The organism is Streptomyces sp. NPDC047043 (assembly GCF_040644055.1).
Lineage (GTDB): Bacteria > Actinomycetota > Actinomycetes > Streptomycetales > Streptomycetaceae > Streptomyces.
Genome location: NZ_JBEYVO010000003.1, coordinates 85,131 through 107,041, shown reverse-complemented (window position 1 = coordinate 107,041; position 21,911 = coordinate 85,131). Strand labels below are relative to the sequence as shown.

At 70.8% G+C, this 21,911-nt stretch carries 16 protein-coding genes; 5 read left to right on the top strand and 11 right to left on the bottom strand.

Going from position 1 to position 21,911, the window contains the following annotated elements; genetic code table 11:
- Positions 1-11: 11 nt before the first annotated feature.
- The 4 genes from ABZ880_RS05680 to ABZ880_RS05665 all read right to left on the bottom strand — a co-directional run bounded on the left by ABZ880_RS05680 (position 12) and on the right by ABZ880_RS05665 (position 6,703).
- On the bottom strand, positions 12-404 hold the full coding sequence (locus ABZ880_RS05680) for a hypothetical protein (protein ID WP_361257379.1): 393 nt from the start codon (positions 402-404) through the stop codon (positions 12-14).
- A gap of 511 nt (positions 405-915) precedes the next feature.
- The gene (locus tag ABZ880_RS05675) at positions 916-4,656 is read right to left on the bottom strand and encodes an ABC transporter ATP-binding protein (RefSeq protein ID WP_361257376.1); all 3,741 of its coding nucleotides are present in this window, start codon (positions 4,654-4,656) and stop codon (positions 916-918) included.
- A gap of 97 nt (positions 4,657-4,753) precedes the next feature.
- Entirely contained in the window at positions 4,754-5,785 is a 1,032-nt protein-coding gene (locus ABZ880_RS05670; RefSeq protein WP_361257373.1) for an esterase-like activity of phytase family protein, read from the bottom strand.
- Positions 5,786-5,833: 48 nt separating this feature from the next.
- Positions 5,834-6,703 (bottom strand): serine hydrolase, encoded by an 870-nt coding sequence (locus ABZ880_RS05665; protein WP_361257371.1) that lies wholly within the window; start codon positions 6,701-6,703, stop codon positions 5,834-5,836.
- Between the two features lie 157 nt (positions 6,704-6,860).
- Between ABZ880_RS05665 and ABZ880_RS05660 the strand changes: the two genes are divergently transcribed.
- On the top strand, positions 6,861-9,176 hold the full coding sequence (locus ABZ880_RS05660) for a glycosyltransferase family 39 protein (protein ID WP_361257368.1): 2,316 nt from the start codon (positions 6,861-6,863) through the stop codon (positions 9,174-9,176).
- A gap of 137 nt (positions 9,177-9,313) precedes the next feature.
- Entirely contained in the window at positions 9,314-10,117 is an 804-nt protein-coding gene (locus ABZ880_RS05655; protein ID WP_361257365.1) for an endonuclease, read from the top strand.
- Positions 10,118-10,121: 4 nt separating this feature from the next.
- Here the strand turns inward: ABZ880_RS05655 and ABZ880_RS05650 are convergent, their stop codons facing one another.
- Genes ABZ880_RS05650 through ABZ880_RS05640 form a run of 3 tightly spaced genes read right to left on the bottom strand, consistent with a single transcriptional unit; the run spans position 10,122 to position 14,256 of the window.
- On the bottom strand, positions 10,122-11,810 hold the full coding sequence (locus ABZ880_RS05650; RefSeq protein WP_361257362.1) for a thiamine pyrophosphate-binding protein: 1,689 nt from the start codon (positions 11,808-11,810) through the stop codon (positions 10,122-10,124).
- The gene (gene speB, locus ABZ880_RS05645) at positions 11,807-12,775 is read right to left on the bottom strand and encodes an agmatinase (protein WP_361257359.1); all 969 of its coding nucleotides are present in this window, start codon (positions 12,773-12,775) and stop codon (positions 11,807-11,809) included. Before speB ends, ABZ880_RS05650 begins: the two co-directional genes overlap by 4 nt.
- A gap of 35 nt (positions 12,776-12,810) precedes the next feature.
- On the bottom strand, positions 12,811-14,256 hold the full coding sequence (locus tag ABZ880_RS05640) for a sodium:solute symporter (RefSeq protein WP_361257356.1): 1,446 nt from the start codon (positions 14,254-14,256) through the stop codon (positions 12,811-12,813).
- Between the two features lie 121 nt (positions 14,257-14,377).
- Between ABZ880_RS05640 and ABZ880_RS05635 the strand changes: the two genes are divergently transcribed.
- Entirely contained in the window at positions 14,378-15,841 is a 1,464-nt protein-coding gene (locus tag ABZ880_RS05635; protein WP_361257352.1) for a PucR family transcriptional regulator ligand-binding domain-containing protein, read from the top strand.
- 106 nt (positions 15,842-15,947) lie between these two features.
- Positions 15,948-16,736 (top strand): phosphatase, encoded by a 789-nt coding sequence (locus ABZ880_RS05630; RefSeq protein WP_361257349.1) that lies wholly within the window; start codon positions 15,948-15,950, stop codon positions 16,734-16,736.
- On the opposite strand, the gene ABZ880_RS05625 is transcribed toward ABZ880_RS05630, so the two are convergent.
- From ABZ880_RS05625 to ABZ880_RS05610, 4 genes are all read right to left on the bottom strand, one after another.
- The gene (locus tag ABZ880_RS05625; protein WP_361257346.1) at positions 16,733-17,401 is read right to left on the bottom strand and encodes a maleylpyruvate isomerase N-terminal domain-containing protein; all 669 of its coding nucleotides are present in this window, start codon (positions 17,399-17,401) and stop codon (positions 16,733-16,735) included. The two genes, ABZ880_RS05630 and ABZ880_RS05625, sit on opposite strands and share 4 nt — an antisense overlap.
- A 17-nt stretch (positions 17,402-17,418) precedes the next feature.
- Positions 17,419-18,285 (bottom strand): acyl-CoA thioesterase II, encoded by an 867-nt coding sequence (locus ABZ880_RS05620; protein WP_361257344.1) that lies wholly within the window; start codon positions 18,283-18,285, stop codon positions 17,419-17,421.
- 46 nt (positions 18,286-18,331) lie between these two features.
- Positions 18,332-19,489, bottom strand: coding sequence for an acyl-CoA dehydrogenase family protein (locus ABZ880_RS05615; RefSeq protein WP_361258163.1), 1,158 nt, complete (start codon positions 19,487-19,489; stop codon positions 18,332-18,334).
- 108 nt (positions 19,490-19,597) lie between these two features.
- Positions 19,598-20,194 (bottom strand): TetR/AcrR family transcriptional regulator, encoded by a 597-nt coding sequence (locus ABZ880_RS05610; RefSeq protein ID WP_361257341.1) that lies wholly within the window; start codon positions 20,192-20,194, stop codon positions 19,598-19,600.
- A 95-nt stretch (positions 20,195-20,289) separates the two neighbouring features.
- Between ABZ880_RS05610 and ABZ880_RS05605 the strand changes: the two genes are divergently transcribed.
- A complete protein-coding gene (locus ABZ880_RS05605) occupies positions 20,290-21,906 on the top strand; it encodes a carboxyl transferase domain-containing protein (RefSeq protein WP_361257338.1) in 1,617 nt (538 codons plus the stop codon).
- The last annotated feature ends 5 nt before the right edge of the window (positions 21,907-21,911 follow it).

The window sequence follows — 21,911 nt, the reverse complement described above, 5'->3', positions numbered from 1 at the left end:
CGCCGGCGGGTTCAGTACCGCTTCCAGCCATCGGAGTCGTACGAGCCGCTGCCCACCGAGGCCTTGAGCCATACCTTGCGGTGGCCGACGTACGCGCGCACCGGGCCGGCGTACTTCGTGTACAGACCCTTGTCCTCGACGGGCTTGAAGCCGCGCACCCGCAGGCTGACCGTCATATGGCGCTCGGCGCCGGGGTTCTTGGGGACGGTCACGGCGCAGAGGTAGGGGCCGCTCTTGTAGAGCTTCAGGGCGCCGGTGGAGAAGGTGAATGTCCTGATCTTGCGCCCCTGGCAGGGCCCCGACGCCGCCTGCGCCTCACCGGGCGCAGCGAGTGCGAGCAGTCCGGACGCGGTGAGCAGGGCCATGCCGAGCGCGGTCCGCCGCCGTATCGCACCAGTGTCCACTGTCGTCCCTCCCGTACCGCCGTCGAAGAGCGTACGGGTGTACGGACGCACGACGTATGTCGGATGGTTGCACGCCGGTCACCGAGGCACGCCGACCGTCTCCTCGGCATCCGGCTCCCCGACGAACGTCCGCCACAGCTCGGCGTACGCCCCGTCCAGGGCGAGGAGTTGGCCGTGGGTGCCGTCCTCCACCACACGCCCGTGGGCTCGATCCCCGACGTGGACGCAGGCCACCACGCCCCCCGAACCGCAGCAACAGCCGGTCAGGCCGCCAAAGGCGCGTCCTCCCCCACAAACGTCCGCCACAGCTCGGCGTAATGGCCCTCCAGCCGGAGCAGTTCGCCGTGGGTGCCGTCCTCCACCACACGCCCGTGAGCTGAACCCCCCGATGTCGCCCTCGCACCGCTCGGCCCTGGCGCGCCTCCCGGGCATCGAGACGACTGGCCGGACTCCGCCCGGCGCCCGACGTGGACGCAGGCCACCACGTCCCCCGAACCGCAGCGACAGCCGGTCAGGCCGCCAAAGGCGCGTCCTCCCCCACAAACGTCCGCCACAGCTCGGCGTAATGGCCCTCCAGCCGGAGCAGTTCGTCGTGGGTGCCGTCCTCCACGACCCGCCCGTGGTCCATGACCACCACCCGGTCCGCGCGGGCGGCCGTGGTCAGGCGGTGGGCCACCACCAGGGTGGTGCGGCGGCCTGTCAGGCGGTCTGTGGCCTGGTTGACCTGGGCCTCTGTGGCCAGGTCGAGGGCGGCCGTGGCCTCGTCGAGGAGGAGGATGTCGGGGTCGACGAGTTCCGCGCGGGCCAGGGCGATCAGCTGGCGCTGGCCGGCCGAGAGGTTGCGGCCGCGTTCGGCGACCTCGTGGAGGTAGCCGCCGTCGAGCGTGGCGATCATCTCGTGCGCGCCGACCGCGCGGGCCGCCGCCTCGACCTCGGCGTCGGTGGCTTCCGGGCGGCCGTAGGCGATGGCGTCGCGGACGGTGCCCTGGAAGAGGTACGCCTCCTGCGGGACGACGCCGAGACGGTGCCGGTACGAGGTGATGTCGAGGGCGCGCAGGTCCTGGCCGTCGACGGTGACGCGGCCGCCGGTGGGGTCGTAGAAGCGCGCCACCAGCTTCACAAGGGTCGACTTGCCGGCGCCGGTCTCGCCGACGAAGGCCACCGTCTGGCCCGCCGGGATGCTCAACTCGATGCCGCCGAGCGCCTCTTCGTCGTCCCCGTACGCGAAGTGCACGTCCTCGAAGGCGACCTCGCCGCGCAGGGACAGGACTTCGAGGGGTTCGTCGGCGGCCTTGGTGGAGGTCGGCTCCTGGAGGAGCTCCTGGATGCGGCCGAGGGAGACGGTGGCCTGCTGGTAGCCGTCGAAGACCTGGGAGAGCTGCTGGACCGGCGCGAAGAACAGGTCGATGTAGAGGAGGTATGCCACCAGCGCGCCGGTGGTCAGCGTGGCGTCGTCGACCCGCCCCGCACCCGCGATCAGCACGGCGGCCGCCGCGACGGACGACAGCAGCTGCACGAACGGGAAGTAGATCGAGATCAGCCACTGCCCCCGGATACGGGCCTGGCGGTAGCTGTCACTGCGCTCCGCGAACCGCCGGCCACCGTCACCCTCGCGCCGGAAGGCCTGCACGATGCGCAGCCCGGACACCGACTCCTGGAGATCGGCGTTCACCACCGACACACGCTCACGGGCGAGTTCGTACGCCTTCACGCTCGCCCGGCGGAAGAAGAACGTGGCGACGATCAGCGGCGGCAGGGTCGCGAACACGACCAGCGCCAGCTGCACGTCGATCACCAGCAGGGCGACCATGATGCCGAAGAAGGTGACGACGGACACGAACGCGGTGACGAGTCCCGTCTGCAGGAAGGTCGAGAGCGCGTCGACGTCGGTCGTCATCCGCGTCATGATCCGGCCGGTCAACTCCCGCTCGTAGTAGTCGAGTCCGAGCCGCTGCAGCTGGGCGAAGATCTTCAGACGAAGGGAGTACAGGACCCGCTCCCCCGTGCGTCCGGTCATCCGGGTCTCGCCGATCTGCGCCGCCCACTGCACGACCACCGCGAGCAGCCCGAGCAGCGAGGCCGCCCAGACCGCGCCGAGTGCCATCGCGGTGACGCCCTGGTCGATGCCGTGCCGGATCAGCACGGGCAGCAGCAGGCTCATGCCGGCGTCCACGGCGACGAGGGCGAGGCTGACGAGAAGAGGGAGCCCGAAGCCGCGTAGCAGCCGTTTCAGTCCGTACGACTCCTCGGGCCGCACCGCTTGGCCCTCGTCGATGTCCGGGGTGTCGGTCGCCGGGGGCAACGCGTCGACCTGGGCGAGGAGTTCGGGGGTGGCCGGTGCCCCGGCGAGCGCGGTGTCCTTGGGCTCGCGGTCGCCGGTCCACAGACGGGGCGTCACACCGCGCTCGGCGTCGAACTCGGCGTCCAGCTCGTCCCGTACGGAGGTGTCCTCCTGCGGGCACGCGGGCTGGGTGTGGCCGGGCGAGACGCCGCCGAGCTCGTCGGGGTCGGTGAGCAGGCGGCGGTAGAGGGCGGACCGTTCCTGCAGTTCCTCGTGGGTGCCGATGTCGGCGAGGCGGCCGGCGTCGAGGACGGCGATGCGGTCGGCGAGGTTGAGGGTGGAGCGGCGGTGGGCGATGAGCAGGGTCGTGCGGCCCTGCATGACCTGCTTCAGCGCCTCGTGGATCTCGTGCTCGACGCGGGCGTCCACGGCGGAGGTGGCGTCGTCGAGGACGAGGAGCCGCGGGTCGGTGAGGATCGCTCGGGCGAGGGCGACGCGCTGGCGCTGGCCGCCGGAGAGGGTGAGGCCGTGCTCGCCGACCGTGGTGTCGTAACCGTCCGGGAGCTCTGCGATGAAACGGTCCGCCTGGGCGGCGCGGGCGGCGGTCAGGATCTGTTCCTCGGTCGCGTCGGGACGGCCGTACGCGATGTTGTTGCGGACCGTGTCCGAGAAGAGGAAGGAGTCCTCGGGGACCAGGCCGATCGCGGCCCGCAGCGAGTCGAGGGTGAGCTCGCGGACGTCGTGGCCGCCGATGAGGACGGCGCCGTGGGTGACGTCGTAGAAGCGCGGCAGGAGGAGGGAGACGGTGGACTTGCCGGAGCCGGAGGAGCCGACGACGGCGAGGGTCTCGCCGGGGCGGATCTCGAAGCTGAGCCCGTCCAGGACGGGGGTGGTTTTGCCGGGGGCGCGGTCGTACCCGAAGGACACGTCGTCGAACTCGACGGTCGCGGGGGCGTCGGCGGGGAGGGTCTTGGTGCCGTCGGTGAGGGAGGGCTCGGTGTCGATCAGCTCGAGGACGCGCTCGGTGCCCGCGCGTGCCTGCTGCCCGACCGTGAGGACCATGGCGAGCATGCGGACCGGGCCGACCAGCTGGGCGAGGTAGGTGGAGAAGGCGACGAAGGTGCCGAGGGTGATGTGCCCGCGGACCGCGAGCCAGCCGCCCAGCGCCAGCATCGCGACCTGGCCGAGGGCGGGGACGGCCTGGAGGGCCGGGGTGTACTTGGAGTTGAACCGGATGGTGCGCAGGCGCCCGGCGAACAGCCGCCGCCCGACCTCCCTGAGCTTGCCGGTCTCCTGGTCCTCCTGCCCGAAGCCCTTCACCACGCGTACGCCGCTGACGGCGCCGTCGACCACGCCCGCGACGGCGGCGGCCTGGGCCTGGGCGTACCAGGTGGCGGGATGCAGCTTGGAGCGGCTGCGCTTGGCGATGTAGACGAGCGCGGGGGCCACGGCGAGGGCGACCAGGGTCAGCGGCAGCGACAGCCAGGCCATGATCACGAGGGAGATCAGGAAGAGCAGGATGTTCCCGATGGTCATCGGGAGCATGAACAGCAGGCCCTGGATCAGCTGGAGGTCACTGGTGGCACGGCCGACGACCTGGCCGGTGGACAGCTCGTCCTGGCGGCTGCCGTCGAGCCGGGTGATCGTCTCGAACATCTCGGTCCGCAGGTCGTGCTGGACGTCGAGGGCGAGACGGCCGCCGTAGTAGCGGCGGACGTAGGTGAGCGCGTAGACGAGGACGGCGGCGCCGAGCAGCACGCCGGCCCAGGGCGCCATGTCCCGGCTGTGATCACCGATCACGTCGTCGATGATCACCTTCGTGACCAGCGGCACCAGCGCCATGACCGCCATACCGCCGAGCGAGGAGCCGAGGGCGAGCACGACGTCCTTCGGATACCGCCAGGCGTATCCGGCCAGCCGCCGTGCCCAGCCGGGTTTCTCCCACCCGGCCCCGCCCTGTTGCCCGCTCACGCCGGTGCCCTCCGTCTGCCGGAAACCCTGATCTACCGGAAGGCACCAACACGGAACGAAGCGGATTTCATCCCGCCGCAACAAACAGGGGCGGGGCTCAGACGCGTACCCGCAGGTAGTAGAAGCGGGTCGTCTGTGCCGCGTTCTGGTTGTCGTCGCTGACCAGGAGTACCTTCAGACGGCCCTTCGAGTACCCCGTGATCGCCATTCCCTCGATGTTGTCGAGGAGGGGGTTGGGCTGGGGCTGCTTGGCGATCGCCCCCAGGGACGGACAGGTCACGATGTCGGTCAGGAGGGTCTTCCTGATCAGGCGTACGCCGTCCTGGCCCGTGAGGTTCTCGATGCCGCTGGTGTCCGTCGCGTGGCGCGGGTCGGCCAGGTAGAGGCGGACCGTGTTGCCGACGCCGGAGGTGAAGCCGCGCTCCAGGACGAGGAGACGGCCGTCGGGGGTCGCCTGCACCTCGGGGACGCCGAGGCCGGAGTCGAGCGGGTACGCGTACTGGGCGGCGAGGCGGAAGTGGTTGCCCTTGGTCCGGGTCCAGGTCTGGAAGCGGACGATGGTCGTGGAGTCGCCGGAGATCGCGTTCTCCATCGACGCCAGCAGGGTGTGGCCGCCGGGCAGCAGGGTCAGGCCCTCGAAGGTCTGGTTGGACGTGGCGCGGCCGGCGGGGGCGACCAGGAGCGAGGACGGGACCGGGAGGCGGTCGAGGATCTTGCCGTCGGTGCTGTAGCGGCGGATCGACGGCTCGGTCTCCGAGGTGATCAGGCGGGTGCCGTCCCGGTCGATGACCAGGCCCTCGCTGTCGAGCGCGGCACCCTTCTCGTCGGCGAGCTGGACGACGCGCTTCGGCTGCAGGCTCCTCGCGTCCAGGTCGAAGAGAGACGAGCGGTCCTCCAGGGCGGCGATGGAGCCGTCCCGGTCCACGGCGAGCGCGGAGAAGTTGCCGACGAATGTCCCCTCGTACGTCGTCTTGTCGAGCGCGTCGGAGAAGCGGTCGATGGAGACGGACGGGGAACAGGCGTTGGCCGCCGCGGAGTCGGGGGTGGCCGCGGCGGGCCCGGCGGCGGTGAGGCCGGTGGCCGCCGCCAGGGCCGCGGTGGCGGTCGCTATTACGGTTCTCAGGCGCATGGGCGTCACCGTAGGACGGGACGGTGACGGGCGGGAGACCGGCAGGCGTCAACTGGCCGCAAGATCCTTGTGAATCACCTTGGCCACACCCTGGATGGTGTTGATGCCGTAGTCCATGGTGCTGTTGCCCCAGGTGAGCACCGTGATCATGTAGTCGTGGCCGCCGCCGTTGAAGGTGCCGACGCTGTGCACCCGCCAGCCGTGCGTGGAGCGCTGCAGCCAGCCGTTCTTGACGTGCCAGGAGACCCCGGACGGACGGCCGTACGGCGTTCCCCAGCGCTGCGAGGAGATGACCTGGCCCATCAACTTCAGGATGTAGGCACGGGAGTTGTCGCTCAGCACCGAGTTCTTCGCGGTGATCAGCTTGAGCAGCTTCTGCTCGTCGGTGACGTTGATCTGGGTCAGGCCCCAGTAGCCGTTCGAGCCGGGGACGGTCTTCGTCATGCCGGCCGCGCTCAGGAAACCCTTGATCTTCGTCAGGCCCAGCTGCTTCCAGAGCTTGCTGGTCGCGGTGTTGTCCGACTTGGTGATCATGGCCTTGGCGAGCGAGGCCTCGGTGTCGGTCAGGTAGCGGTTGTGCTTCTTCGCGTCCCACAGGAGCGTGGCGAGGACGGTGACCTTCACGACGCTCGCCGAGTCGTAGGAGGACGAGGCCCGCAAAGAGCAGGTGGTGTTCGTGGAGCGGTCGTAGAGGCCGACCGCGATGGTGCCCTTGCGGTTGACGAGGGCGGCGGTGATGTCCTTCTGGAGCTTGGTGGCCAGAGCGGACTTGGACGACGTACAGCTGACCGTCGGTGTCGTGGCGGCCGCGGCGGGCGCGGCGGCGGCCACGGCGGGTATGAGCACGCCGAGTCCGACGGCTCCTGTGACGAGCGCTCTGGCGCGTCTGGTCGATATTCCGGAATTCCCGTGAGTCATGCCCCTGTTGACTCACGGGTTCGACCGAAAGGTTGTACGCCACTCCGGACCCGTTGGGCAAAGGCTGTACAAGGCGTTACCGCGCCCTTTGCCAATTCACAGGCAGGAGCCAGGTTCGCCACAGCGCGCACTCACCCCCCGTTTGCACGATGCGCTCGTGACATCTGCCACCGATCCACTCCCCCACACCGAGACCGTGTCCGCCGACTGGCCGCCGCCGGCTCCCCCCGCGGCGCCCCCGGACAAGGCACCGCGCTGGTCGCTGCCCGCCCTGATCGCGATCCTGGTCCTTGCGGCGGTCCTGTACGGCTGGAACCTGTCCGGCAACAGCCTCAACAGCTTCTACAGCGCGGCCATCTACAGCGGTACGAAGAGCTGGAAGGCGTGGTTCTTCGGCTCGCTCGACGCCGGGAACTTCATCACCGTCGACAAGCCGCCGTTCGCGCTCATGATCATGGGCCTGTCCTGCCGGGTCTTCGGCTTCGGCACCTGGCAGATGATGCTGCCCGAGATCGGGGCCGCGCTGGGCACGATCTGGATCCTGCACTCCTCCGTGAAGCGGTACTTCGGGCATGTGGCGGCCGCCGTCGCGGCGCTGGTCCTCGCGCTGACGCCGATCACGGTCGCCATCAACCGCGACAACAACCCCGACACCATCCTGGTGCTGCTGATGGTCGCCGGTGCGGCCCTCGCGCTCCGGTCGGTGCGCAACGACAAGCTGCTGCCGCTGATCGGTTCCGCGGTCTGCTTCGGGCTCGCCTTCAACACCAAGATGCTCCAGGGCTACATCGCCCTGCCGGCCGTCTTCGCCGTGTACGTGTACGCCTCGAAGCTGGGCTGGAAGAAGAAGGTCGTCAACCTGGCCCTGGCGGCCGTGGCGTTGGCGGTCTCCAGCTTCTGGTGGGCGACTGCGGTGTCCCTGGTCCCCGCCGACGACCGGCCGTACATCGGCGGTTCGACGGACGGCTCGGCCTGGAACCTGATCATGGGCTACAACGGCCTGGGCCGGGTCCTCGGCGGCGAGGGCAACGGCGGAGGCGGCGGTGGCGGGGGTGGCACCTTCGCCGGTACGGCGGGCATCGGCCGTATGTTCAACGACATCCTCGGCGGCCAGATCTCCTGGCTGATCCCCTTCGCGTTCGTCGCACTCGTCGCCGGCCTGGTGCTGTGCGGCCGTGCCCCGCGCACCGACGCCACCCGCGCCGCGCTCGTCCTGTGGGGCGGCTGGCTGGTGCTGCACTACCTGACCTTCGCGATGGCCGAGGGCACGATGCACCCGTACTACACGACCGCGCTCGCCCCCGGCATCGCGGCGCTGACCGGTGCGGGCGGCGTGATGATGTGGCGCGCCTTCCGCAGCGGTGACGCTCGCTGGTCCTGGGTCCTTCCGGCCGGTCTGGCCGTCACCGGCATCTGGGCGATCGTGCTGCTGCGCCGGGCGACCGGCTGGAACACGTGGTTGTGGCCGGTCGTCGGTGTGGTGATGGTCGCGGCGATCGTGGGCCTGTTCGTCTTCCGCTCCGCGAGCTCCGGTACGCGGGTCCGGCTGCTCGGCGCGTCCGTCGTCGCGGCGATCGTGGCGGCCCTCGCCGGCCCCACGGCGTACGCGGCCTCGCCGGCCTTCTCCTCCTCCGGCGGCGGCATGATGGGCGGCACCAACCCGACCGCGGGCCCGTCCACCGGCGGCGGCATGGGCGGTCCCGGCGGCGGCCGGGGCGGCATGGGCGGCGGCAACGGCGGTCCGGGCGGGCAGCTGCCCGGCGGTACGCAGCAGGGCGGCCAGGCGAGCGGGGAGCTGCCGGGCGGCGGCAACGGCCAGGCCATGCCGGGCGGCGGCAGCGGTGAGCTTCCGCAGGGCGGCGGTGCGCCGAGCGGTGCGCCCAATGGGCAGCAGGGTGGCCAACAGGGCGGTGCGAACGGGGAGTTCCCCGGCGGCGGCAACGGCCAGACCATGCCGGGCGGCGGCGAGAGCGGCAGCGGTACGGCTCCCGGCGGGAACGGCAACAGCGGCGGCTTCGGTGGCGGCGGCATGGGCGGTGCCGACAGCCGGCTCATCTCGTACCTGGAGAAGCACCAGGACGGCGCCAAGTGGCTGATCGCGGTGTCCAATTCGCAGAGCGCCGGCCAGATGATCCTCAGCACCGGCAAGCCTGTCATCTCCATGTTCGGCTTCACCGGCTCCGACAAGGCGATGACACTCGCCAAGCTCAAGGAACTGGTGAAGAAGGGCGAGTTGCACTACATCCAGCTCGGCGGCGGCATGGGCGGCGGTCCCGGCGGCGGCAACAACGCGAACCAGGAGCTCACCACCTGGGTGCAGAAGCACGGTACGGCGGTGAAGGAGAGCGCGTACAACAAGAACGCGACGTCGGAGTCGAACTCCTCGAACTCCTCGGGGTCGTCCTCCTCGAACTCCTCGGCGTCGTCGAACACCTCGACGATCTACCGTCTGGACCCGTCGGACGTCAGCTGACGCACACCGGCACCGAGCGGCCTCCGACCACACGGTCGGGGGCCGCTTTTAACGTCCCGTTAATCGACATGACCTCATGTTCATGTCACGCTCCCGTTTGCCGCCTCCATTCAACCCGCGTAGATGGGACTCTCTTTATGCTGGCGACACGCACACGCCGATGGAAGTCGGTGGCGCTGGCCACCGCTGCCGTCCTGGTCGGTCTGGCCACCCCGGCCCTGACCGCGGCTCCGGCCGCCGCCACGACGACCGACTACGACTCGACGTACTACAAGAACGCGATCGGCAAGACGGGCGCGAGCCTGAAGTCGTCCCTGCACACGATCATCAGCAGCCAGTCCAAGATCTCGTACTCCGCGGTCTGGAACGCGCTGAAGGTCACCGACCAGGACCCGAACAACAGCAACAACGTGATCCTGCTGTACAGCGGTGTCTCGCGCAGCAAGTCCCTCAACGGCGGCGACGTCGGCGACTGGAACCGCGAGCACGTGTGGGCCAAGTCCCACGGCGACTTCGGCGAGGTGACCGGTCCCGGCACCGACCTGCACCACCTGCGCCCCGCGGACGTCCAGGTCAACAGCATCCGCGGCAACCTGGACTTCGACAACGGCGGCAGCACGGTCACCAACGGCGGCGGCAGCCTGGTCGACTCCGACTCCTTCGAGCCGCGCGACGCGGACAAGGGCGACGTGGCCCGCATGATCCTCTACATGGCCGTGCGCTACGACGGCGGCGACGGCTTCGCCGACCTGGAGCCCAACGAGAAGGTCAACAACGGCAGCAACCCGTACATCGGCAAGCTCTCCGTCCTCAAGCAGTGGAACGACGAGGACCCGCCGAGCGCCTTCGAGGAGAAGCGCAACCAGGTCATCTACGACACCTACCAGCACAACCGCAACCCGTTCATCGACCACCCGGAGTGGGTGGACGCGATCTGGTAGCCGGTCAGCCGTCCAGGTGAGTGGGCGCGAACATCCGCAGCACGGCCGGGAGTACGACCACCGACGGCCCCGACTGCGACAGCGCCCTCGCCAGGTCGGTCTCCAGCGTCTCGGGGGTCGTGCGCACCCCCGGGACGCCGAAGGACTCGGCGAGGGCCACGTAGTCCGGCCGGGTCAGTTCCGTCGCCGTGGCCTGGCCGAAGGCGTCGGTCATGTACTCGCGCAGGATGCCGTAGCCGCCGTCGTCGACGATGAGCCAGGTGACGTTCAGGTCGTACTGGCGGGCCGTCGCCAACTCCGCGACGGAGTACAGGGCTCCGCCGTCGCCGGACACCGCGAGCACCGGGGTCGTCGGGTCGGCGGCCGCCGCGCCCAGGGCCGCCGGGAAGCCGTAGCCGAGGCCGCCGGCGCCCTGCGCGGAGTGCATGCGGTTGGGGCCCTTGGCGTCGAAGGCCGACCAGGCCCAGTAGGCCAGGATGGTCATGTCCCAGAAGGACGGGGAGTCGGCCGGGAGCGCCTTGCGCACCGACGCCAACACGTGCTGTTCCAGGGTGAGTTCCTGGGACGCGATGCGTTCGGCGACCTTCGCGAGCACCTCGCGCACCCGCTCCGGAGCCTCCTTGTCCTGCCGCTGCGACACCGTCTCCAGCAGCGCCTGCAACGCCAGTCGCGCATCCGCGTGGATGCCCAGCGCCGGGTGGTTGGACTCCAGCTTGCCGAGGTCGGCCTCGATCTGGACCACCCGGCCGCGCGGCTTGAACGTGTGGTAGTTCGAGGAGAGTTCGCCGAGGCCCGAGCCCACGACGAGGAGTACGTCCGCGTCCTCCAGGAAGTCGGTGGTGTGCCGGTCCTCGATCCAGGACTGGAGGGACAACGGGTGCTTCCAGGGGAACGCGCCCTTGCCGCCGGGCGTGGTGACCACCGGGGCCCGCAAGACCTCGGCCAGCTGCTGCAGCTTCCCCGAGGCGTCGGCGCGTACCACTCCCCCGCCCGCGATGATCGCCGGACGCTCGGCGCGCGACAGCAAGTCGGCTGCCACGGCCGTCAGTTCGGGGCGCGGCGGCAGGTCCTCCGGTGTCGCGTCGACACCGGTCACCACCGGGATGATCGTCTCCGCGAGCAGTACGTCCTGCGGGATCTCCACCCACACCGGGCCGTGCGGCGCGGTCAGCGCCGACTTCCAGGCCTCCGCGATCGCGGACGGGATCTGGGACTGGGTGCGGACGGTGTGGACCGACTTGACCACGCCCCTGAACGAGCCCGCCTGGTCGGGGAGTTCGTGCAGATAGCCGTGGCGGCCGCCGCCCAGCCCCGGCGTCGGGACCTGGCTGCTGATCGCCACCACGGGGGCGGAGGCGGCGCGCGCCTCCTGCAGCGCCGCGAGCGAGGTCAGCGCGCCCGGGCCGGTCGAGAGCAGCAGCGGGGCGGCCTCACCGGTCATCCGGCCGTACGCGTCCGCCGCGAACCCCGCGTTGTTCTCCACCCGCAGGCCGATGTATTGCAGCGAGGAGCGGCGCAGCGCGTCGAACATGCCCAGCGCGTGCTGGCCGGGCAGGCCGAAGACCGTCGTCGCGCCGAGCCCGGCCAGCGTCTCCACGACCAGGTCCCCGCCGACCCGGCCCGGCGGAGGATTCAGTGCCGCCTCCGTCTGGGCGGCCGTGGGGCGGAGTTCCAGGTCGTGGTCGTGGGTCACTTCGAACGAGCCTCGGCAATCTGGCGGGTCATGATCGTGGTCAGTTCGTACGCCGTGTGGGACGCGGCCACCGACGTGATCTCCGCGTGATCGTACGCGGGCGCCACCTCGACGACGTCGGCCGATACGAGGTTGCAGGACGCCAGGCCGCGCAGGATCTCCAGGAGCTCGCGCGAGGTCATGCCGCCCGCCTCCGGCGTACCCGTGCCGGGCGCGTGCGCCGGGTCGAGGCAGTCGATGTCGATGGAGATGTAGAGCGGGCGGTCGCCGATGCGCTGGCGCAGCTGGTCGGCCACCTCGTCGGCGCCGCGGCGGTAGATGTCCGCCGACGTGACGATGCCGAAGCCCATCTTCTCGTCGTCGGTGAGGTCCTGCTTGCCGTAGAGCGGGCCGCGGGTGCCGACATGGGACAGGGCCGACGTGTCGAGGATGCCCTCCTCCACCGCCCGCCGGAACGGCGTCCCGTGCGTGTACTCCGCGCCGAAGTACGTGTCCCAGGTGTCGAGGTGCGCGTCGAAGTGCAGCAGCGCCACCGGGCCGTGCTTCTTCGCGACGGACCTGAGCAGCGGCAGCGCGATGGTGTGGTCGCCGCCCAGGGTCATCAACCGCGCGCCGGTGCCCAGCAGTTCGTCCGCCGCCGCCTCGACGGTCTCCACGGCCTCGTTGATGTTGAACGGGTTCACGGCGATGTCGCCGCCGTCCGCCACCTGCGCCAGCGCGAAGGGGGACGCGTCCTGCGCCGGGTTGTACGGCCGCAGCAGCCGGGACGCCTCGCGGATCGCGTTGCCGCCGAAGCGGGCGCCCGGCCGGTACGAGACGCCGGAGTCGAACGGCACGCCCACGACGGCGACGTCGGCGCGGCCGACCTCGTCGAGGCGGGGCAGCCGGGCGAAGGTCGCGGGTCCGGCGTACCGCGGGATGCGGGAGGAGTCGACGGGGCCGCGGGGCGTCTCGTTGCTGCTCATGGTCGTATGCCTTCTTTCTGTCTTTACCGTTCGGTCTACCGGGCTGCCGGAACCGGCTCGGGAATCTCGCGCCCGGCGAGTCGTTCCCGCCAGGCCTCGAGTACGGCGGTGTCGGTCGCCGGGGTCGCCAGGGATACGGCGACGTAGGCGACCAGGGAGGACAGGAGGCCGTAGTAGACGGGCTCGTTGGCGAGGATGCCGTAGCCCGCCATGAGGCCGATGACGGCGAGACCACCGACGACCACGGAGGCCAGCGCGCCCTGGGCCGTGCCACGCCGCCACAGCAGCCCGCCGAGGATGGGGACGAGGAGGCCGCCGACGAGGAGGTTGTAGGCGACGGTGAGGGCCTCGACGACGTTGTTGAGGGCGATCGCCGTGCAGATCACCCCGACACCCATGATGAGGATGAAGGCGCGGTTGCCGCGCACCTCGTCATGGTCACCGGAAACGGTCCGCCCCCGCAACCGCGACCAGATGTCGTTGTTGGCGACGGTCGCGCAGGCGATCAGCGCGCCGGAGGACGTCGACATCACGGCGGCCAGGGCGGCGGCGAGCACCAACCCCCGCACGCCGACCGGCAGTTCGTCCTTGACGATGGTCGCGAAGGCGTCGTCCGGGCTGCCGAGCTTCGGGTACAGCACCCTGGCCGCCGTACCGATGACGGCTCCGGCGAGGGCGTAGGCGAGGCAGTAGGTGCCCGCGACCGTGCCGCCCCACTTCGCCGTCCTGTCGCTGCGGGCGGTGAACACGCGCTGCCAGATGTCCTGCCCGATGAGCATGCCGAACGTGTAGATCAGGACGTAGGTGAAGATCGTCTCGCCGCCGATGCCCAGCGGGTCGAAGTACTCGGTCGGCAGCTTGGCCTTCATCTCGGAGAAGCCGCCGGCCTTGACGACGGCGATGGGCAGCAGGAGCAGCAGCACGCCGATCGTCTTCACCACGAACTGCACCATGTCGGTGAGGGTGATGGACCACATGCCGCCGAGCGTCGAGTACGCGACGACGATCGAGCCGCCGAGGACGATCGCGACGGTCCGGTTCATGTCGAAGAGGACGTCGAAGATGGTGGCGTACGCGATGGTCGAGGTGACCGCCAGCATCAGCGTGTACGCCCACATGACCACGCCCGAGATGACGCCGGCCCGGCCGCCGTAGCGCAGGTCCAGCATCTCGGAGACGGTGTAGACCTTGAGGCGGGCGATGCGGGCGGAGAAGAAGACGGAGAGCGCGAGCAGGCCGAGGCCGATGGTGAAGACCATCCAGGCGCCGGAGAGGCCGTACTGGTAGCCGAGCCCGACCCCGCCGATGGTGGACGCGCCGCCGAGAACGATCGCGGCCATGGTGCCGGAGTACATGGCGGGCCCGAGGCGGCGTCCCGCCACCAGGAACTCGCTCTTCGACCTGGCGCGGCGCATGCCCCACCAGCCCATGGCCAGCATGCCGACGAGATAGACGACGATCACTGTGTAGTCGACGGCCATGAGGGCCTCCTTCGCGCAGTCGCTGCCGGGCCGGTCCGGATCGACAGTAGGTGGCCGGAAAGCGACTGCGAAGTGTACGTTTCATCCATTCGAGCCACTGCGGATGGAGGGAACGCACACCATGCCGGATCCCGCAGTTCCCCCCACTCCACCGGTGCCTCTGGCGTCCCTCCTGGCCCGTGAGGACCTGGCCCTGCAGCAGATCGCGGGCCCCTCCGATCCGGACATCGTCATCCACTGGGCGCACACCTCGGAGATGGCCGACCCGTACCCGTATCTGCTCGGCGGCGAGCTGCTGCTGACGGCCGGCGTGCACATTCCGGACGCGGCCGGCTCGGGCACCTACTTCGACGACTACGTGTCGCGGATCGTCGCGGCGGGCGGCGCCGCCCTCGGCTTCGGGCTCGCGCCCGTGCACGACACGGTGCCGCGCGCCCTGGTGGTGGCCTGCGACGCGTACGAGCTCCCGCTGATCGAGGTCCCGCCGCAGACCACCTTCTCCGGGGTGGCCCGCGCGGTCTGGCAGTTGATGGCCCAGGCCCGTCTCGCCGAACTGCGCCGCGTGACGGAGGCCCAGCAGAGCCTGGCCTCCGCCGCCTCCCGCCCGGATCCGGTGCCCTCGGTGCTGCGGCAGCTGGGGCAGCGGGTGGCGGGCCGGGCCGCGCTGTACGGGCCGGACGGGGTGGAGATCGCGTCCGCGGGACGCCCGGTGCCGGCCCATGTCCGCGAGGCGCTCGCCGAGCTCGCGGAGGTCGTGCGCCCCTCGGGTCCGGGGACGCCGACCTCCGCCACCGACACCGCCGCCGGCACCCACCTCGCCGCCTACGCCCTCGGCGCCGGACAGGGCTTCGTCCTCGGCGTCGCCGCCCCGCGGCGCGAACCCGGCGACCACACCATCGCCTCGGTCGCCGCCGTGCTGCTCTCCCTGCTCACCGGCGAGCACCAGAGCGGCAGCGGCGCGGCGAGGTCGTCGGCGCTCGTCCGGCTGCTGCTGGGGGCGCCGCCCGCGGACGTCGCCGCGCTCCTCGGCGCCGAGCGGTGGCTCGTCGTACATGCGCGGACGGACGCGCAGGTCCCCGACGCGATGGCCGCCTCCGCGCTGGGCGCCGCTCTCGGGTCGCCGCTGGTCGATCTGGCGGACGACGTCGTACGGGTCCTGGTGCCCGCCGGCCGCGAACCGGCCGCACAGCCGGGCTGGACGCTGGGCGTCAGCGCCGCCGTGGCCCCGTCCGGCTGGCCGTCCGCCGACACCCAGGCGGCGCGTGCGCTGGCCCGCGCCCGCGCCACCCGCTCCGCCCTGGTCCGGCACGGCGAGCGGGCCGGGCTCGCCGACCTGGTGTCCGCGGACGAGGCCACCGCGCACGCCCGCACGCTCCTCGCCCCGATCGCCGGCACCCCGGCCCTCACCGAGACGCTGCGCACCTGGCTGTCCCTGCACGGCAGTTGGGACCGCACGGCGGTGGCGATGTCCGTCCACCGCAACACCGTCCGCGGGCGCGTCGCCCGTTGCGCGGCACTCCTCGGCACGGACCTCGACGACCCGGACGTACGCATGGAGTTGTGGTTCGCACTGCGACAGCCGTAGGGGCACGGCAATAGGTACGGCGTACCAGAACTCTGAGTACGTGACCCACGTCCCAGCGTGCGGGACGCCAGGGACTCGCACAGTCCGCTGCCCCACAATGGGATTCATGCCGATACCCGGGACCCCCAGCCGCGCCGAGCTCGTCGACCACCTTGTACGGACCCGTATCGCGGGCGATGTCGCGACGCCCCGCGAGAACAATCTGAGCCACTACCGCCAGCTGGCGAACGGCGTCCGCAACTTCTGGCTGGGCCTGGAGCTCGGCGACCGCTGGAACGACGAGCAGGACGTGCTCGCGGTGATGGCCGAGCGGGTCGGCGTGAACGACGACGCCGAGTACCGGTACGGCCAGGACACCATCGACCCCGAGCTGACCGTCGACGGCCTGGAGCGCATGGCCGCGCGGCTGCGCAAGGCGGCCGAGGGGCAGCAGCGGGTGCTGCTCGCGACCGGCCACCCGGGCGGCCTGCTCGACGTGCACCGCGCCACGGCCGCCGCGCTGCGTGCCGCCGGCTGCGAGATCGTCGTCATCCCGGAGGGGCTGCAGACCGACGAGGGCTACGTCTGGCAGCTCGCGGACGTGGCGGTCCTGGAGCACGGCGCCACCCTGTGGCACACGCACTCCGGCGAGCCGATGAAGGCCATCCTCACCGCCCTGGAGCAGGAGGGCCGCCCGCTGCCCGACCTGGTCGTCGCCGACCACGGCTGGGCGGGCTACGCGGGCCAGCACGGCATCGACTCCGTGGGCTACGCCGACTGCAACGACCCGGCGCTCTTCCTCGCCGAGTCGGAGGGCACCGTCCAGGTCGTGGTCCCGCTGGACGACCACGTGGTCAGCCCGCGGCACTACGACCCGATGACGGCGTATCTGCTGGCGGAGGCCGGTCTCTCCTAGATGGCCGCGATCGATGCGGGGGCGCGCTCGGCGCGGGCGAGCCCCCGTACGACGTCCACGACACCGTGGCGGCGCACCGCGAGGCGGGCCAGCAGTTCGACGACCGGCGCGGTCACGTGTTCCGGGAACCGAGGGGTCGGCAGTCCCACGCTGCACGCCAAGTCGTCGGCGTGGACGACGAGTTCCATGAGGCGGGTGAGCAGGAAGTCGTCGAGCTCGAGGGACCAGTCGCCCCAGGACGAGACACGGACGGAACGCACGGCGGGTGCGCCGGGCACGTCCGTCCGCAGACGCCCGAGCGCCTCACGCACCCGCGCGTGCAGTGCCGTGTGCCCGTCCGCTGCCGTGGCCTCGCCGCCCTGCCGGATACGGGCGCTGACCGGCGCGTCGGCGCCGGCGTCCAGCCAGATGACCTTCTCCAGGTAGTACGCGCGCAGGGACACGACCGGCTCGGTCGGCACCGGCGCGGCGAGCATCCCGGGAAGGGCGAGCTCCTGCCAGAACATGTGCCCGGCCAGCCCGCGCACCCCGAAGTCCTTGAGCACGCTCGGCTCGTCCCAGGCCGCCGCCACGGCGGGTTCGGCGAGCAGTTCGGCGACGGTGTCGGCCGCCTCCAGGAACGCCTCCCGGATCCGCCCGCCCCGCCAGTTCCACGTCTCTGTCATGCACGCAATCTTCGGCCCTACCGGGGGACGCGGACCACGCCTTCCTGGATGACCGAGATGGCCAGTTGCCCGTCCTGCGTGTAGATACGGGCCTGACCGAGCCCGCGGCCGCCGTGTGCCGACGGCGACTCCTGGTCGTACAGCAGCCATTCGTCGGCGCGGAACGGTCGGTGGAACCACATCGCGTGGTCCAGCGAGGCCCCGACGACATCGCCGACCGCCCAGCCGCCGCGGCCGTGCGCGAGGAGGATCGAGTCGAGCAGGGTCATGTCGGAGACATAGGTGGCGAGGACGACGTGCAGCAGCGGGTCGTCCGCGAGCTTGCCGTTGGTGCGGAACCACACCTGGGAGTGCGGCTCGCGCGGCTCCCCGAACCTGCCGTACGGCGGCTCGTCGACGTAGCGCAGATCGATCGCCTCGCGCGCCTCCAGGAACTTCTCCACGACGGCGGGGGCGAGGTGGTCGTAGCCGCGCAGCCGCTCCGCGGAGGTCGGCAGCGTGGCCGGGTCGGGCGCGGAGGGCATCGGGGCCTGGTGCTCGAAGCCCTCCTCGTACCGCTGGAAGGAGGCGGAGAGGGCGAAGATCGGCTGGCCGTGCTGGACCGCGACGACGCGGCGCGCGGTGAAGGAGCGGCCGTCGTTCATGCGGTCGACGGTGTAGACGATCGGCGCGCCCGGGTCACCGGTGCGCAGGAAGTACGCGTGGAGGGAGTGGGCGTGCCGGTCCTCGGGGACCGTACGCCCGGCGGCGACCAGCGCCTGGGCCGCGACCTGTCCGCCGAAGACGCGCGGGACGACGGCGGACCGGGACCGGCCGCGGAAGATGTTCTCCTCGATCTGCTCGAGGTCGAGCAGATCGAGGAGACCCTGTAGTGCCTGGCTCATGGCAGACAGTTGTACCCGCCAGTCATTTCCTGGGGTTTCGCGGACCTTACAGACCCATGTCCTTGGCGATGATCGTCTTCATGATCTCGCTGGTGCCGCCGTAGATGCGGTTGACGCGGTTGTCCGCGTACAGGCGGGCGATCGGGTACTCGTTCATGAAGCCGTAGCCGCCGTGCAGCTGGAGGCAGCGGTCGATCACGCGGTGCGCGACCTCGGTGCAGAACAGCTTGGCGGAGGCGGCCTCGGCCGGGGTCAGCTCACCGGCGTCGAGGGCCTCGAGGGCGCGGTCGGCGACCGCCTCGGCGGCGTCCACCTCGGCCTGGCAGGCGGCCAGCTCGAACTTGGTGTTCTGGAAGGACGCGACGGGCTTGCCGAAGACGGTGCGCTCCTGGACGTACTCCTTGGCGAACCGGACCGCGGCCTTGGCCTGCGCGTAGGCACCGAAGGCGATGCCCCAGCGCTCGGAGGCGAGGTTGTGGCCGAGGTAGTAGAAGCCCTTGTTCTCCTCGCCGAGCAGGTCCTCGACCGGGACCTTCACGTCGACGAACGCCAGCTCGGCGGTGTCGGAGGTCTTCAGACCCAGCTTGTCGAGCTTGCGGCCTATGGAGTAGCCCTCGGACTTGGTGTCCACGGCGAACAGGGAGATGCCGTGGCGGCGGTCCTCGGCGGTGGGCGCGGCGGTGCGGGCGCAGACGATCACACGGTCGGCGTGCACGCCACCGGTGATGAAGGTCTTGGCGCCGTTGAGGACGTAGTGCGTGCCGTCCTCGCTCAGCTTGGCGGTGGTCTTCATGCCCGCGAGGTCGGAGCCGGTGCCCGGCTCGGTCATCGCGAGGGCCCACATCTCCTCGGCGGAGACGAACTTCGGCAGGAACCGCTTCTTCTGCTCGTCGGTGGCGAGCATCTTGATGTAGGGCAGGCCGAGCAGCACGTGCACACCGGAGCCGCCGAACTGGACGCCCGCGCGGGCCGTCTCCTCGTACATCACGGCCTCGAACTTGTACGAGTCGATGCCGGCGCCGCCGAACTCCTCGTCCACGCGGATGCCGAAGATGCCGAGCTCGGCGAGCTTGTAGTAGAAGTCGCGCGGCGCCTGGCCGGCGGCGAACCACTCGTCGTAGACCGGGACGACCTCGGCCTCGATGAAGGCGCGCAGGGTCTCCCGGAACGCCTCGTGGTCCTCGTTGAACACCGTACGGCGCACCGCCGCCACCTCCACCTGACTCAAGGGGTCCATGTCTAAGCGCTTGCTCAGAACTTTAAGGTACCGGCGGGTAGGGAGAGGCGTCCAGAGGTGATCCCGTAACGCTCGTCACTCCGCCCCGGCCGCCGCGAAGGCCCCCCGCGCCATCCGGTGCAGCAGTTCCGCCGTGACCCCGCGGCCCGGGAGCGAGCCCGGCCGCCCGAGGTGCGGGGTCGAGTTCAGGAGCCCGAAGACCGAGTGCACGGCGGAGCGGGCGGCGGGTTCCGCGAGCCCCGGGTAGACCTCGCGGAGCACACCCACCCACAGCTCCACGTACTGCCGCTGCAGCTGCCGCACCAGCTTGCGGTCGCTGTCGCGCAGGCGGTCCAGCTCGCGGTCGTGCAGGGTGATCAGGGGGCGGTCGTCGAGCGCGAAGTCGATGTGGCCCTCGATGAGCGAGTCCAGGACCGCCTCCGGCGCGGTCCCGTCCGCCTCCCGCTGGCGCCGCTTGGCACCCGTCAGCAACTGGCCGCTGATGCCCACCAGCAGCTCGGCGAGCATCGCGTCCTTGCCCGCGAAGTGACGGTAGAGGCCCGGGCCGCTGATGCCGACCGCGGCACCTATCTCGTCGACTCCGACCCCGTGGAAACCGCGCTCGGCGAACAGCCGCGCAGCCTCCTTGAGGATCTGCTCGCGGCGGGTGGGGGCGTCGGTTCTGGTGGCCATGGAAGCAATTCTAGACAGGGAGGTTAGCGGTCGTTAACCTGGAGGAAATGGTTAACGCTCATTAACAGTCGACCACTGGGTGAGGGGACCGCAGGATGCACGAGGCACCGGAGCTGACGAGCGCGGCAGATCCCGCGTCGGAGGCCTGGCGGGCCAATGAGCAGGCCCATCTCGCACTCGCCGAGGAGCTGCGCGGCAAGCTCGCCGCCGCTCGGCTCGGCGGCGGCGAGAAGGCGCGGGCCAGGCACACCGCGCGCGGGAAGCTGCTGCCGAGGGACCGGGTGGACACCCTGCTCGACCCGGGCTCGCCCTTCCTGGAGCTGGCCCCCCTCGCCGCCGACGGGATGTACGACGGGGCGGCCCCGGCGGCCGGCGTGATCGCCGGCATCGGGCGGGTGAGTGGCCGCGAGTGCGTGATCGTCGCCAATGACGCGACCGTCAAGGGCGGGACGTACTACCCGATGACGGTGAAGAAGCATCTTCGGGCGCAGGAGGTGGCCCTGGAGAACCGCCTGCCGTGCGTGTATCTGGTCGACTCCGGCGGGGCCTTCCTGCCCATGCAGGACGAGGTCTTCCCGGACCGGGAGCACTTCGGGCGGATCTTCTACAACCAGGCGCGAATGTCCGGGGCGGGCATCCCGCAGATCGCCGCCGTCCTCGGGTCGTGCACGGCCGGTGGGGCATACGTCCCGGCCATGAGCGACGAGGCGGTCATCGTCCGGAACCAGGGGACGATCTTCCTGGGCGGGCCTCCCCTGGTGAAGGCGGCCACCGGTGAGGTCGTCACGGCCGAGGAGCTCGGCGGCGGCGAGGTGCACTCCAGGGTCTCCGGCGTGACGGACCACCTCGCGGAGGACGACGCGCACGCACTGCGGATCGTGCGGAACATCGTCGCCACGCTGCCCGCGCGCGGGGCGCTGCCCTGGGAGGTGCAGCCCGCCGTGGAACCCAAGGTGGATCCCTACGGCCTCTACGGCGCCGTACCGGTCGATCCCCGCACCCCCTACGACGTACGCGAGGTCATCGCGCGCGTGGTCGACGGCTCGCGTTTCGCGGAGTTCAAGGCCGAGTTCGGGCAGACCCTGGTCACCGGGTTCGCGCGGATCCACGGGCACCCGGTCGGGATCGTCGCCAACAACGGCATCCTGTTCTCCGAGTCCGCGCAGAAGGGCGCCCACTTCATCGAGCTGTGCGACCAGCGCGGGATCCCGCTGGTGTTCCTGCAGAACATCTCCGGCTTCATGGTCGGCCGGGACTACGAGGCGGGCGGCATCGCCAAGCACGGCGCCAAGATGGTGACGGCCGTGGCCTGCACCCGCGTACCGAAGCTGACGGTGGTCGTCGGCGGGTCGTACGGCGCGGGCAACTACTCGATGTGCGGCCGGGCCTACTCGCCCCGGTTCCTGTGGATGTGGCCGGGCGCCAAGATCTCCGTCATGGGCGGCGAGCAGGCCGCGTCCGTCCTCGCGACCGTCAAGCGGGACCAGTTGGAGGCGCGCGGGGAGTCCTGGCCGGCCGACGAGGAAGACGCCTTCAAGGCGCCGATCCGGCAGCAGTACGAGCACCAGGGCAACGCCTACTACGCCACCGCCCGTCTCTGGGACGACGGTGTGATCGACCCGCTGGAGACCCGCCAGGTGCTGGGTCTCGCACTGACCGCCTGTGCCAACGCGCCGCTGGGTGAGCCCCAGTTCGGCGTCTTCCGGATGTGAGGAGG

What these genes read in the sequence shown, in the direction of transcription:
- ABZ880_RS05670 (WP_361257373.1), bottom strand. Translation starts at nt 5,785, where the DNA reads ATGCGCCTGAGAACCGTAATAGCGACCGCCACCGCGGCCCTGGCGGCG.
- ABZ880_RS05665 (WP_361257371.1), bottom strand. Translation starts at nt 6,703, where the DNA reads ATGACTCACGGGAATTCCGGAATATCGACCAGACGCGCCAGAGCGCTC.
- ABZ880_RS05655 (WP_361257365.1), top strand. Translation starts at nt 9,314, where the DNA reads ATGCTGGCGACACGCACACGCCGATGGAAGTCGGTGGCGCTGGCCACC.
- speB (WP_361257359.1), bottom strand. Translation starts at nt 12,775, where the DNA reads ATGAGCAGCAACGAGACGCCCCGCGGCCCCGTCGACTCCTCCCGCATC.
- ABZ880_RS05640 (WP_361257356.1), bottom strand. Translation starts at nt 14,256, where the DNA reads ATGGCCGTCGACTACACAGTGATCGTCGTCTATCTCGTCGGCATGCTG.
- ABZ880_RS05635 (WP_361257352.1), top strand. Translation starts at nt 14,378, where the DNA reads ATGCCGGATCCCGCAGTTCCCCCCACTCCACCGGTGCCTCTGGCGTCC.
- ABZ880_RS05630 (WP_361257349.1), top strand. Translation starts at nt 15,948, where the DNA reads ATGCCGATACCCGGGACCCCCAGCCGCGCCGAGCTCGTCGACCACCTT.
- ABZ880_RS05625 (WP_361257346.1), bottom strand. Translation starts at nt 17,401, where the DNA reads ATGACAGAGACGTGGAACTGGCGGGGCGGGCGGATCCGGGAGGCGTTC.
- ABZ880_RS05620 (WP_361257344.1), bottom strand. Translation starts at nt 18,285, where the DNA reads ATGAGCCAGGCACTACAGGGTCTCCTCGATCTGCTCGACCTCGAGCAG.
- ABZ880_RS05610 (WP_361257341.1), bottom strand. Translation starts at nt 20,194, where the DNA reads ATGGCCACCAGAACCGACGCCCCCACCCGCCGCGAGCAGATCCTCAAG.
- ABZ880_RS05605 (WP_361257338.1), top strand. Translation starts at nt 20,290, where the DNA reads ATGCACGAGGCACCGGAGCTGACGAGCGCGGCAGATCCCGCGTCGGAG.